Annotated in this window: 12 protein-coding genes; 5 read left to right on the forward strand and 7 right to left on the reverse strand. The window is 60.6% G+C overall.

Going from position 1 to position 12,624, the window contains the following annotated elements:
• Positions 1-32: 32 nt before the first annotated feature.
• From AC07UR_RS24035 to AC07UR_RS24055, 5 genes are all read left to right on the forward strand, one after another.
• Positions 33-860: a lysine/arginine/ornithine ABC transporter substrate-binding protein gene (locus AC07UR_RS24035; RefSeq protein ID WP_173422757.1), complete on the forward strand. Its 828-nt coding sequence runs from the start codon at positions 33-35 to the stop codon at positions 858-860.
• 64 nt (positions 861-924) lie between these two features.
• Complete coding sequence (locus AC07UR_RS24040; protein WP_173422758.1) at positions 925-2,046, forward strand: NAD(P)/FAD-dependent oxidoreductase; 1,122 nt, start codon at positions 925-927, stop codon at positions 2,044-2,046.
• A complete protein-coding gene (locus AC07UR_RS24045; RefSeq protein WP_173422759.1) occupies positions 2,030-2,329 on the forward strand; it encodes a (2Fe-2S)-binding protein in 300 nt (99 codons plus the stop codon). The genes AC07UR_RS24040 and AC07UR_RS24045 overlap by 17 nt, the downstream gene beginning before the upstream one ends.
• A 2-nt stretch (positions 2,330-2,331) precedes the next feature.
• On the forward strand, positions 2,332-3,810 hold the full coding sequence (locus tag AC07UR_RS24050; protein WP_173422760.1) for an FAD/NAD(P)-dependent oxidoreductase: 1,479 nt from the start codon (positions 2,332-2,334) through the stop codon (positions 3,808-3,810).
• 22 nt (positions 3,811-3,832) lie between these two features.
• Entirely contained in the window at positions 3,833-4,177 is a 345-nt protein-coding gene (locus AC07UR_RS24055) for a RidA family protein (RefSeq protein WP_173422761.1), read from the forward strand.
• A gap of 57 nt (positions 4,178-4,234) precedes the next feature.
• Here AC07UR_RS24055 and AC07UR_RS24060 read toward each other — a convergent pair whose 3' ends face one another.
• The 7 genes from AC07UR_RS24060 to AC07UR_RS24090 all read right to left on the reverse strand — a co-directional run bounded on the left by AC07UR_RS24060 (position 4,235) and on the right by AC07UR_RS24090 (position 12,624).
• Entirely contained in the window at positions 4,235-5,182 is a 948-nt protein-coding gene (locus AC07UR_RS24060) for a LysR substrate-binding domain-containing protein (protein ID WP_327795900.1), read from the reverse strand.
• 28 nt (positions 5,183-5,210) lie between these two features.
• Entirely contained in the window at positions 5,211-6,728 is a 1,518-nt protein-coding gene (gene gpmI, locus AC07UR_RS24065; protein ID WP_209792945.1) for a 2,3-bisphosphoglycerate-independent phosphoglycerate mutase, read from the reverse strand.
• Complete coding sequence (locus AC07UR_RS24070) at positions 6,729-7,682, reverse strand: LysR family transcriptional regulator (protein ID WP_209792946.1); 954 nt, start codon at positions 7,680-7,682, stop codon at positions 6,729-6,731. It lies immediately after the preceding gene.
• Positions 7,683-7,719: 37 nt separating this feature from the next.
• Positions 7,720-9,225: an ethanolamine ammonia-lyase reactivating factor EutA gene (locus AC07UR_RS24075; RefSeq protein WP_209792947.1), complete on the reverse strand. Its 1,506-nt coding sequence runs from the start codon at positions 9,223-9,225 to the stop codon at positions 7,720-7,722.
• 42 nt (positions 9,226-9,267) lie between these two features.
• Positions 9,268-10,488 carry a cupin domain-containing protein gene (locus AC07UR_RS24080; RefSeq protein WP_209792949.1) on the reverse strand — a complete coding sequence of 407 codons (1,221 nt, stop codon included), beginning with the start codon at positions 10,486-10,488 and terminating at the stop codon, positions 9,268-9,270.
• Positions 10,489-10,631: 143 nt separating this feature from the next.
• The gene (locus tag AC07UR_RS24085; RefSeq protein WP_173422764.1) at positions 10,632-11,489 is read right to left on the reverse strand and encodes an NAD(P)-dependent oxidoreductase; all 858 of its coding nucleotides are present in this window, start codon (positions 11,487-11,489) and stop codon (positions 10,632-10,634) included.
• 127 nt (positions 11,490-11,616) lie between these two features.
• On the reverse strand, positions 11,617-12,624 hold the full coding sequence (locus tag AC07UR_RS24090) for a Bug family tripartite tricarboxylate transporter substrate binding protein (RefSeq protein ID WP_173422765.1): 1,008 nt from the start codon (positions 12,622-12,624) through the stop codon (positions 11,617-11,619).

Raw genomic sequence — 12,624 nt, forward strand, 5'->3', positions numbered from 1 at the left:
CCAACTTTGAAAAAACGAAGAGAGGAGAACGCATGAAACTGAAGATTATCTTGTCTGCCATCGGCCTGCTGGCAACAGCCCATGTCGCGCAAGCGGAGGACGTGATCCGCATTGCCACGGAAGGCGCTTATGCGCCGTGGAACTTTTCCGGCCCCAACAACGTGCTGGAAGGCTTCGAAATCGACCTGGCGAACGACCTTTGCGAGCGCATGAAAGCCAAGTGCGAAATCGTCGCGCAGAACTGGGATGGCATCATCCCTTCGCTGACGGCCGGCAAATACGACGCCATCATGGCGGCCATGAGCATCACGCCAAAGCGTGAGGAAGTAATGGCCTTCTCCGCCCCCTACGCCGCAGCGATCAATTCCTTTGCGGCAATGGAAGACAGCGGTCTCGCCAACCTGCCGGAAACCGGCAAGCCGCTTTCGGTCGATTCCGAGGCCGCCAAGCCCGTGCTTGAGGAAATTGCCAAGAAGATCCAGGGCAAAGCTGTCGGCGTACAGGGCTCCACCACGGCTTCCGCGTTCATGGAACAGTACTTTCAAGGTGGCGCCGACGTTCGCGAATACAAGACCACCGAAGAGCACAACTTCGATCTGGCGAGCGCACGCCTCGACGCAGTCGTGGCCAATGCGACCGTTCTCGCAGCAGCACTCGAGAAGGACGACATGAAGGGTGCGAAACTCACCGGCCCGCTCTTCTCGGGCAAGGTGTTCGGCATGATCGGCGTTGGCCTCCGCAAGGAAGACACCGCACTGAAGGCGCGTTTCGATGACGTCATCAAGGCTGCCGTCGCCGACGGCACTGTGAAGAAGCTCTCCGAGAAGTGGTTCAAGGTGGACGTGAGCCCGCAGGAATAAGCCTCGACAACTGGCCCGTCCGAGTTTCGGGCGGGCCACGCCACCGGCATACGGACCGAAAAGCATGCGCAGACTACCAGATCAAAACATCGTCATCATTGGAGCAGGCCTTGTGGGCGGCGCCCTCGCCTGGGGCCTTGCGCGCGCGGGTGAGCGGCCGCTGCTTCTGGACGGAGACGATCTGTCGCTGCGCGCATCTCGCGCCAACTTTGCGTTGATCTGGGTTCAGGGCAAGGGGGTCGGCGCTCCCCATTATGCACGCTGGACAATGCGCTCGACCCGCCTCTGGCCGGAATTCGCGGCAGCCTTAAAAGAGACTTCCGGCGTCGATGTTGCTCTGAAGCAAAATGGGGGCTTCACTTTTGCGCTGAGCGAAGCCGAGCTGGAACGGACGCACGAAGACGTCGTGACGGTTGCACGCGAACTTGGCGATGATGCCACCGAACATACCCTGCTCGACCACGCAGAGACGGCGAAACTGGTGCCGGCGATCGGACGGGATGTCGTCGGCTCCGTCTATTCGCCAATGGATGGCGACGTGAACTCGCTCCGCCTGCTTCGGGCGCTTCATACCGGCATGATAAATCTAGGCGCTGCTTATGAGCCGCATTGTGAGATCGACGAGATCACCCCCCGATCGGGCGGGTTCCAATTGAAGGGCTCCTGGGGCGAGGTTTTCGCCAAACGCATCGTCCTGACGGCTGGCGTCGGCAACAGCCGGCTTGCCGCGATGGTCGGTATTCACGCGCCCTCCGTGCGCAGCAAGGGGCAGATCCTCGTTACCGAAAAATGCCGTCCATTTTTCCCCTACACCTCGGCCACGCTCAGGCAAGCCGACGAAGGCGGCGTGATGATCGGCGACAGCCAGGAAACCCACACGGACTCGATTGCGACCAACCAGGACATCAGCGCGGTTCTGGCCGATCGCGCCATCCGGACATTTCCCTGCCTGAGTGGCGTCAACGTCCTTCGCACCTGGACCGGCTTCCGCGTCAAGACGCCCGACGGTTTTCCCATTTACGAGCAGTCGACCGCCCATCCCGGTGCCTATGTGGCGATGTGCCATTCCGGCGTGACGCTTGCCGCAATCCACGCGCTCGTCGTCGCCGGTGAGATCGCCACCCAGCAGGCCGTACTTGCCGGCAACACATTCCCCGGCCGGAGATTTCATGTTTCGCAGAATTGATAAAGCAGCGGATACCGTCGCCATCACGTTCGACGGTATCCCGATGCGCGTCGACACCGAACAGACGGTGGCCGCAGCACTCCTTAGCCAAGGTATCAGCACGTTGCGCAGGAGCGTCGTCGGTGATCGCCCACGTGCGCCCTACTGCCTGATGGGTGTCTGCTTCGAATGCCTTGTCACCATCGACGGCATTCAAAACCGGCAGGCTTGCATGACCGTCGTGCGGGACGGGATGGCGATCTCATCGCAAAGCGGTGCCCGCTCTCTGGACGAAGGGTGCTGACGATGGCGCTCCGGATAATCGACGATCTTCACCTTCTCGACCGCGAATACGATCTCGCGATCATCGGTGCAGGGCCGGCGGGGATGGCCGCTGCGGCGCAAGCGGCCGCCGCTGGCGCGCGAACGATCCTCCTTGATGAAAACCCCGCTCCCGGCGGCCAGATCTACCGGTCGATCGAAAGGAATTCGCCAGCAAGACGCTCCTTCCTCGGCAACGATTACTGGAAGGGAAAGGGCGTCCTTAAGGCGTTTCTTCAGTGCGACGCCGCCTACCTACCCCAAGCACTTGTCTGGAGTGTCGAGCAAGGCGAGACCGATGGAAAGGCAGCTGTCGAACTGCGCGTTTCGGCCGGTGGCAAAAGCAGCATCGTCCATGCACGTCGGGTCGTCTTCGCCACCGGCGCGATGGAACGGCCGATGCCCGTAAGGGGGTGGACGCTTCCCGGCGTGATGACGATCGGCGCGGCTCAAATCGCACTCAAATCTTCAGGGCTTGTGCCCGACGGCCGCGTTGTCTTGGCAGGCAGCGGCCCCCTGCTTTATCTCTTTGCCGACCAATTGCTGCAGGCAGGTGGCAACCTCGTCGCAGTACTCGACACCACGCCGCGTTCGAACTGGGCGAAGGCGCTGCCTTTCCTGCCCCCGTTTCTGGTTTCGCCCTATCTGCTGAAGGGCCTGGCGCTGTTTGCCAAGGTCCGGCGCTCGGTGCCGGTTTTCACCGGCGTCGGGACGATCGAGGTCATCGGTCAGGACCGGGCCACCGCAATCCGCTTCCAGGCCAAGGGCCGGACGGAGGAAATCGGCATCGACAGCGCCTTCCTGCATCAGGGAGTCGTCCCGAACAACAGCCTAGCCAACGCGACCGGATGTCTTCTTGCCTGGAATGACCGTCAGAAGTGTTTTCAGCCAGAACTTGACACATGCGGTAGATCCTCGCTGCCGGCGATCTACGTCGCCGGTGACGGCGGCGGCATAGGCGGCGCGCTTGTCGCGGAGGTCGGCGGGCGGATAGCGGCGCTGGCCGCCTGTCTCGATCTCTTTCCGGAGAAGACGCGCCGGATCGGACCGCTCCTGGCGAAGCACGAAAAGCGGCGCAGGGTCTTGTCGCGCGGGCGCACCTTCATCGACACGCTCTATCAGCCCGCCGTGGCGTTTCGCGCGCCGACCGATCTGGAGACGATCGCATGCCGCTGCGAAGAAGTGACGGTCGGTGCCATCCGTGATGCCGCCGCGCGCAACGTGGTCGGCCCCAACCAGCTCAAAACGATGCTGCGTTGTGGCATGGGGCCGTGCCAGGGGCGCATGTGCACGGCGACCATCACCGAAATTCTGGCTGACGTGCAACAGCGGTCCCCCGCCGAAATCGGCACCTACAGGCTTCGCACACCGATAAAGCCCGTCCCCTTGCGCGAGTTCGCCTCGCTCCCGCTCACGCCGGATGCCGTTCAGGCCGTTACCGGTGACCACTCCGACAGAAGCTGACCCCTCAACAAAGGAAACAAAAATGGCAGAACGTCATCTCCGCACACCCATCATGCACCGCGTCGTTGAACACAACGGCATCGTCTATGTCGGCGGCACGACCTGTGACGACGAAAGCCTCGACATGGCCGGCCAGACCCGGGAAATCCTGGCGAAGATCGATCGTTATCTGGCGGAAGCTGGCACCGACAAGACCAGGCTCCTGACGGCCACGATCTTCGTGACCGACCTTGCCAAGAAGCCGGACATGGATGCCGTCTGGAAGGCCTGGGTTGGCCCGGAAGAGCTGCCGACCCGCGCGACCGTGGGCGTCGCCGATCTCGGTGGCGACACGCTGATCGAAGTGGTCGTCTCGGCCTACAAGTAGCCGTCGCTGACCGGATCATGCGAGACGACCCAGTCTCGCATGATCCGGCGCAATCATTCAGGCGCTCGGACGGGACTGAAGCTTGTCGAACGGGGCGACCGCCTGTCGCAGAAAATCTATGAGCTTGCTGGCTGCGAGCGATCGTGGATGGTTCCTCGGTGTAAGCAGCCACAGATCGATCGTCGTGTCCGGAACGATACTGCGCCGCACGAGAACGTCGCTGCCAAAATCGAGCCCGACGAACGAAGGCACGATGGAGACGCCGACGCCGTTGGCAACGAAACAACAGGCAGTCTCCGAGAGCGGAACCTCGATCCGGTTTCTCTTCTGCACGCCCTTGATCTGGAAGGCACGGTCAATCGTCATCAGCGAGCAATCGTCACGCGCCAGCGAAATGAAGGGATCACCGCCGAGATCTTCGAGATCGATGACGGATTTGTCCGCCAGCGGATGGTGCGCGGGAAGCACGCAGACCATTTCGAAACGCATAAGACGCTCGGCATCGACGTTGGGATGCTCGAACGGCAGCACGCTGAGGCCGATATCCACCTGTTGTGCCGCGACGAGATCGATGATGCGCGGCGAAGGCAGGCTTCGCATCGTGAAGTGAATATCGGGCTGTTCGGCAAGCAGGGGCGAAAGCGCTTGGGCGAGAAAACGCGTGGTCAACGCGGGCGGGGCAACAACGGTAATCTCCCCCCATTCCTGATTGCGGACGGCATCGGCGAGCCGTGCCACGCGCGCGGTCCCCGAGAACATCTTTGCGACCTCGACCGCAAGCAAGCGGCCTTCGAGCGTTGGTGTGAGCCGGCCGCCGGCGCGAACGAAAAGCTGGAAACCGCAGGCTTCGGAAAAGCTGCGCAGGAGCTTGCTGACCGCCGGCTGAGAGATCCGCATGCGCTCGGCGGCAAGTGTGACGGATCCGGTCTCGACGGTGTTGTGGAATTCCGAAAACCAAAGAAGCGGGAATTCGGCGTATTCAAGGTGGTTGAAAGGCTCGAACACCCGTTGGCGCTTGCTCCCAGCAGCTGGTTCAAAATAGCGGCTCACCGGTCATGAGGGCCGGTTGTTCGATGCCCATGAGCTTAAGGATGGTCGGAGCAACATCCGCAAGTATCCCGTTGCGCAGCGCGGCCACGCCGTCAAGACCAAAGAGGAAGGCCGGTACCGGATTGAGCGTATGTGCCGTGTGCGGCTCATTGCTGACAGGGTCGATCATCAGCTCGCAGTTTCCGTGGTCGGCAATAGCCAACAAGCAGCCACCGCTGCCATGAACGCTCCTAACGATTTCACCCAAGGCCGTGTCCACCGTTTCAACCGCTTCAATTGCGGCTTTCAAGCTGCCGGTATGCCCAACCATGTCGGGATTGGCGAAATTAACAACCACGAGGTCGTAGGCACCGCTTTCGATCGCCGCCACGACCTTTCCCGTCAGCTCGGGCGCCGACATCGAGGGCTGCAGATCGTAGGTCGCGACCTTCGGCGAAGGCACGATGAGCCGGGCCTCGGACGCAAAGGGCGCTTCGCGACCGCCGTTCAGAAAATACGTGACATGCGGGTACTTTTCAGTCTCCGCCATATGAATCTGCGTACGACCGGCCCTGGACACGGTTTCGCTGAGGCCATCCGCCAGCGTCTGCGGTGGGAACAGGGTATGCATAACCGCATCGAGATCCCCACCGTACGACACCATGCCGACAGCGCTTGTAAGCTGAGGCATGGATTGTCTCTGAAATCCCACGGCTCCCGGAAGCAGAAGCGCGCTTAAAATCTCGCGGACGCGGTCGGAGCGGAAGTTGGCGCTTAGAATGGCATCCCCGTCCTTGAGGCCCTCGTAGCCGTCAACGACGGTTGGCACTATGAACTCATCTGTCTCGCCACGTTCGGCAGCATCGCGAACGGCCATCTGCACGGATAAAGCCACATTGCCGCGGCCATGTACGATTGCGTGATACGCACGCTCAACGCGATCCCACCGCGTGTCACGGTCCATGGCATAGAAGCGCCCGCTAACGGTTGCGATCATGGCGTCGGCCGGCAGCTGCGCAGTGAGCAGCTTGAGATATTCTCCAGCCGTTCCAGGCTGCGTATCGCGACCGTCAGTGAATGCGTGAATGATCGACCGTACGCCCAGGCTGGAGAGTGCGTGCGCAAGTGCTGCGATGTGGCCCTGATGGGCATGCACACCGCCTGGAGAAACAAGCCCCATGATGTGGCAGGCACCACCGGATCGCTGTAGCCGTTCGGCAACGCCACTTTCGGCAAGGTGCTCGACCAGACTGCCATCCGAGACCGCGGCATCGATGCGCGGAAGGTCCTGCATCACAATGCGGCCCGCGCCAATGTTGAGGTGACCCACCTCGGAATTGCCCATTTGCCCTTCAGTCAGGCCAACCGACGGGCCGTGTGTCGTCAGGAACGCATGCGGACAAGAAGACCACAAGCGATCAAAGTTGGGCGTCGAGGCCAGGAGGACGGCATTTCCATGGGACTCCTCGCGCCAACCCCACCCATCCAAAATCATGAGAACTGTCGGTTTCCTGCCGGTCATCTATTCTGGCACCGTTTCCTTCAGACGCGCTTCAAGGATTGCAAGGAAGGCACGAAGCTTCTTCGGGACAAACCGGCTCTTCGGATAGAATGCCTTGATCACCCGCCGCGAAATGATCTGACTTTCGAAGAGCGAGACGAGTTCGCCAGAGCGGATCTCCTGCGCAACGCTGTAGAGCGGCAACCGCGCGACCCCAGCCCCTTGCACGGCAGCAAGCACGATTGCGCTTTCGAAATTGGAATGGAAAATACCATCCACCTGCACCGTCACCTCCTCGTCGCCAAGACGCGCGCTCCAAAGTCTGGGATCCGGCTTCTGCGTGGTATGAATCAGGCAGTTGTGATGTTGCAGGTCCACCGGCTGCGAGGGGCGTGGATGCTGTTGCAGGTAGGCGGGCGCAACGCAGATCACGTATGGTGCAGGTCCAAGCTTGCGCTCGAACAGACCTGTGTGGAAGGAATCATCGTCATCGAAATCGCGACTGCCGATGACCACGTCGACGCCGCGCTCCATCAGATTGACTGAACTTGCCGAGACCGTCAGCTCAACCTTCACAGCCGGGTAGAGCGCATTGAAATCGATGATCGCCGGCGCGACCAGCGCTTGGCCTACTCCGGGCGTGGAATGAACCCGCAAGGTTCCAATCAGCTCGCTGCCGAGCCCGCTCGCATCGGCCTTTGCCGCCTCGATCTCCGATAGAATGCGCACACAATGATCGAAGAAGACGGTGCCAGCATCGGTCAGGAACACATTGTGCGTCGAACGGTTGAGCAGGGTCAGCTTCAAAGCATTTTCGAGCTGGGTGACGTGCTTGCTCATATAGGATGGAGACTTGCCAAACAGCTTGGCCGCCGTGGTGAAGCTGCCGTGCTGCACCACGCGGGAGAAGATGACGATATCGTTCAGATCGAGCCCGTCAAAACTCGATCGCGTTGCATCGGAGGAACTGACCATCGCCAACGTATTGGCATAAGCCGGCTCCTCCGGCAATTCAGGAGAAGAGAAGAGATTTGATGACAACGGGGATAACGCCCGGCGGGTTCATGAACTCTCCCAGATCGACGAAATCGAGGTCTTTCAAGCGAACACCATCCACGGAGATCAGATGCGTGTGGATGCCAAGCTCCCGATCCAGAATGCGCCCGATGGTCTGACCTACATCTCCATCGATCATCAGGACAAGCGGTTCCTCGCGCGTTCCATCCGGTGCTGCCACCGCCTTGATCCCCTGCGCCACAGCAAGAAGCCGCTGATACTCCGGTTCTCCTGTCCAGGTGAAGGCGAATGCAATCATCGCCATTGTGTCGCGATCCTGCCGATCGGCGCTCTGGCGGAAGGCCGCGGCGATCTCTTCCGCGTCGACGACTTCAGGCAGTTCCCGGCCGAGATGGACCACCGGGATATTGTGCTTCGGCAGCACGTTAGCACCGTTCATGTAGAGTGTCTTGCCGCTCACCTGTACAGTGAACTGTGAGGCACCGATGACTGTTGCGCGGATGCGCTGCCCGGCGTCGACGATGGGGATGCTGATGTGCGGCGTCAGCTGGCTGATGATCTCGTCTGCCAGCAGTCGGGCGATATCGCCATGGTCGCTCTCTTCGTAGCCGAAAATGTACTCCGAAACGCCACCGGAGAAGGTGATGTAGCTCGGCTCGACAGATCGCTCGAGAGGTTCGGTCAAAAGGAAGCGGCGACCGAGATCGTCGAGCGGCCCGCCCAGAATTTCGTCAACGGCAAGGCTTGCAAGGCGCTTGGCAATCGCTGCGCGGTTGGTTGGGTCCGCCATCGCGGTTGGATTGGTCGAGATCCCCAGTTCTTGCGCAGTCAGGCGCGCGGAATCGTCGAGCCGCGACCAGACGCCCTGCGTGTCCTTGGCAACGAGGCGGCCGCCAACTGCGAAAGCGGCCACGCTGACAATTTCACCATTGTCGATCAGCGCAAGCTTGGTCGTGCCGCCTCCAATGTCGACATGCAAGCCGCAGGCGCCACGCTTCTTCGAAAGGGCCGTGGCACCGGAACCATGGGCCGCCAGCATGCATTCCAGTTTGTGCCCAGCTGTGGCGCAGACGAAACGACCGGACTCATTTGCAAAAATCTCGTCGATTGCGCGCGCGTTCGTCTTCTTGATCGCCTCACCGGTCAGGATGACGGCGCCGGTATCGATATGGCTGCGACGATAGCCAGCATCCTCGTAGCAATGCTGGAAGAAATGGCGCAACTCGCGCGCGTCAATTGTTCCGTCCGGTAGGAAGGGGGTCAACAGGATGGGCGAACGCCAGACGACCTGGCGATTGATGACCACAAAGCTGCTGGAGAGATCCTCGGTCTCGCGTCGCATTACCACCCGCGCAAAGAGCAGGTGGGATGTGGAGCTGCCAATATCGATGCCGACTGTCAGAAGCTCGACCGACTCCTGCTTCCACAGCCAGTCAGCGATTTCCTGACGTTCGCTTTCAGAAATATCTTCGTGTTCGTGTTCAAAATCGAGATCGTGCACAGACCCCTCACCTCCCTTGATATCCCCGGCCCAACGCGTCGTTCAGCTCGCGGGGCCTGCAAGGACTGGCGTCTTGATGACACCAGTCAAGCTTTCCGGCGGCAGCGCCATCACCGCCTCCTCGTCGAAAAGATCCCCCATGGCAGAAGGAACACCGGTCTTCTTCAATTCCTCCAGGAACTTGCGATGAACGCGCGGATCCTGATCCTCATATTCAATCTGGCGACCACCGTCCTTGACCGACGTCGCCCCACCGCCTTCAGCGCTCTTGCGCCTCAGAGAAATGAACGGGTAGCGCCGACTACCCAGGCTGCAAGCTACATAGCGCGCAGGCTGGTCGCAGGTGTTGAAATGCTGATGATACATCCAAAATGGCGGCGTATACATGAAGCCATGTCGCCAGGGGATTTCCTTGAACTCGGAGTCACCCTCGTACCACATCAGCGAGTAACCCTCGCCATCGACGGCATGAACGTGGGTACCGGCGGCGTGGCGATGGGCCTTCTTGTAGCGACCGACCGGCATTTGCGACACGTGAGAGTGCATTGTGCCGTCGGCGAGCACGAAGTTGACGTTGAGCGATCCCTTGCCGCGCCCTTCGAACTCATAAAGCTTGAAGCTTGTGAGGTCATGGACGAAATTCGTTTCCCAGATGTTTTGCACCTTGCGGGCGGATTCCAGACCGTAGGAATAGAGCGAGCCGTCACCATCGAAGTGCTTGGTTCCGCCGACACGGTCCTGGAAGACGAAGTCGTTGGCAAAGACGAAGTCGAGGTTGTGATAGAGATTGATGGTGAGCGGCGCGTTGTTGGTGCAGGAAAGCCGCACCGTGTCGATGCCCGATCCGTTGTTGAACTGATATTTGCAGTTGAGCGGGATGGCAAACAGCGCCTTCGGCCCCCACTCGAACGTGCGGGTCTCACCGCTCGGCAGCCACACCGTTGTCGAGCCGTAGCCGGACAGAACATAGAAGAAGGCTTCATAGAGATGCTTGACCGGTCGGGTCTTCTTGCCGGGAAGAATCTCGATGACATAATTTGCCATGAAATCGCCCATGCCGTGGGTGTGGGCGAAGCATCCGCGCGCCTCGTAGCGATCCCATTCGGCGGTTTCGAGCGCCAACAAGTCGTGCCCGAGATCGAGATGGATCGGAATGCCCTCGTCATTCGACCAGTCCTTGTAGGGATCGACCAGGAACTTTCGGTTCTCCGGATCAGGCGTCACCGTCGGTTCGAGAGGTGATGTGCTGGGGATGCTGGTCATCTCGTTCACTTTCGCTATGTTGTTCGGCGCCGCGATCTTTTGGTTTGTTAGGCGATAGGACTATGGAATTTCGGGCGGGGTATCGGTAGCCCGTTTTCGGAAAAGACATTTTCCCGGAGAGAACTCCGCCGGAGCAAGGTCCCTTAGGCTAGACCGCCTTCGCTTGCCGCAAGCGGCCGCACCGTGCGGCCGAGATAGGTCGCTTCCGCGCCATAGAGCAATTCCTTCACGTCGGCCGCCTTCAAGGTCTTGATGATCTGGTCCACCTGACCGGACAGGGGCAGCATCAGCCCCGCCTTCTGGGCGAGGTCCATGGTCACGTCCATGTCCTTTTCCTGCCAGGTGAACCGCGTCGTGTCCCAGCGCGCGAGCGTGCCGTTGGTGCCGGGGCAAGCAAGCAGGATTTCGCGCATGCGCTGGGTATCGAGCCCGTAGCGCTTGGCGATCAAAAGCGCTTCGAAATTCGCGACGCAGTGGATCCAGTGCAGGAGATTGTTGCAGGATTTGGCGATCTGACCCGCGCCGAGCGGACCAACGTGCACCACGTCCCGGCTGTAGCAGGAAAGAACCGGGCGCACGCGCTCCACGTCCTCGCTGGCACCGCCGCAGAGCGAGAGCAGTGTCGCTTCACGTGCGCCCGATGCGCCGTAAACCACGGGCGCATCGACCAGATGCTGCCCACGCGCTTCGATGCGCGGTTTGAGTGCCAACATGGTCTCGGGACTGATCGTTGCAGCCACCACGATCGTCGCACCGGCAGCCTTCGAAAGCCCGTCGCAGACGTCGATTACCTGCTGGTCGTTGGCGACGACAAGCAGGAACGCGTCGGCGGAACTCGCGGCATCATCGAGACTTTCCTTCGGCAGGAGGCCTTGCTCGAACGCCTGTTGCAGACGTTCCTGGTTGATATCGAAGGCAGAAACCTCGAACCCGCCCTTCCTCCTGATGTGCCCCCCCATGGCGAGCCCCATCTCGCCCGCACCGATGATAGCAATCCTCATATTCACCTCGAAACCTCGCGGCCTAGCCGGGCGCAGTGTTTGATGCAGCCTGACCGGCAACTTCCAAAAGCAGATCGATAAAGAAGCGGCGGCCTCGCAAGAAGCCGCCGCTGTCATGAACGAAAAATCAGTCCTTCTTCAGCGTCTCCTGGAGAACGCTGACAATCTCCGGGGTTTGGTCGAGGGCAGCCTTGACCACCGTGGCGACATCGTCGCCGACCTTCGGGTCGACCGGCAAGCCGAGCGACTCCGCTTTCTTCAGGAATTCCGGATCAGTGGTCGCCTTGGCATAGGCGTCACGCAGGGCCTTGAGGCGATCTTCAGGAATGCCTGCCGGTCCGGCCGTCAGGCGCGAGATGTTGCTCTGCGAGGCAACGAGTGCGATGACTTTCTGGGCATCCGGCTTGTCACCGACGAGCGCCGAAAGCTGCGGCACGTCGGTTTCCGAGCCGCCGATCTGGGCAATGATCTTTGCGTTGCCTTCATTCACGAAGTCCTGGAACGAGGAACGCGAGGCGATGATACCCTGCACTTCGCCGCGACGCATGGCGAGCTGGTCGTCACCACCGTTGTAACCGGAGATGATTTCGACCGGCAGGTTGAGCGCCTTGACGAGCATGGTCGTCTCGATCGTGGAGGCACTGCCGACACCGGCGGATGCGAACTTCACCGGTTCCTTGCTGGCGGCAAGTTGTTCGAAACTGTCGATGCCCGAATCCTTTGTAACGACCATCACGCGTGGGTCGGACGCGACCTTGCCGATCCAGGACATGTTGCCGAGGTCGAACTTGATGGCGGGATCGCCGGCCAGCTGGCCATAAATGAGACCGGTGTTGAAAGTGCCGAAGGTCAGGCCATCCGGCTCGGAGGCGTACACGTAGTTGGCCCCGATCAAGTGGCCGGCGCCCGGCATGTTCTGGACGACGAAGGTCGAGCCGGGCAAGTATTTCTGCATGAACTCGGCCACGAGACGGGCATTGGTGTCATAGCCGCCGCCGGGCGCCGTCGCGACGATATAGTTGACCGTCTTGCCGTTGAAGAAATCGGCGCCCTCCTGCGCCATTGCCGGAGTTGCCGCGATCGCGGCGAATGTCGCTGCGCCGGCGACAGCCTTGCGGATGGAGTGCATGTTCAT

The organism is Ensifer sp. GW821-FHT05G01, from assembly GCF_059419585.1.

Excerpts from the sequence above, each read along its gene's own strand:
- AC07UR_RS24040 (WP_173422758.1), top strand. The coding sequence starts at position 925 with ATGCGCAGACTACCAGATCAAAACATCGTCATCATTGGAGCAGGCCTT.
- AC07UR_RS24090 (WP_173422765.1), bottom strand. The coding sequence starts at position 12,624 with ATGAACATGCACTCCATCCGCAAGGCTGTCGCCGGCGCAGCGACATTC.
- AC07UR_RS24045 (WP_173422759.1), top strand. The coding sequence starts at position 2,030 with ATGTTTCGCAGAATTGATAAAGCAGCGGATACCGTCGCCATCACGTTC.
- AC07UR_RS24080 (WP_209792949.1), bottom strand. The coding sequence starts at position 10,488 with ATGACCAGCATCCCCAGCACATCACCTCTCGAACCGACGGTGACGCCT.
- AC07UR_RS24055 (WP_173422761.1), top strand. The coding sequence starts at position 3,833 with ATGGCAGAACGTCATCTCCGCACACCCATCATGCACCGCGTCGTTGAA.
- AC07UR_RS24035 (WP_173422757.1), top strand. The coding sequence starts at position 33 with ATGAAACTGAAGATTATCTTGTCTGCCATCGGCCTGCTGGCAACAGCC.
- AC07UR_RS24085 (WP_173422764.1), bottom strand. The coding sequence starts at position 11,489 with ATGAGGATTGCTATCATCGGTGCGGGCGAGATGGGGCTCGCCATGGGG.
- AC07UR_RS24050 (WP_173422760.1), top strand. The coding sequence starts at position 2,332 with ATGGCGCTCCGGATAATCGACGATCTTCACCTTCTCGACCGCGAATAC.
- AC07UR_RS24070 (WP_209792946.1), bottom strand. The coding sequence starts at position 7,682 with ATGGTCAGTTCCTCCGATGCAACGCGATCGAGTTTTGACGGGCTCGAT.
- gpmI (WP_209792945.1), bottom strand. The coding sequence starts at position 6,728 with ATGACCGGCAGGAAACCGACAGTTCTCATGATTTTGGATGGGTGGGGT.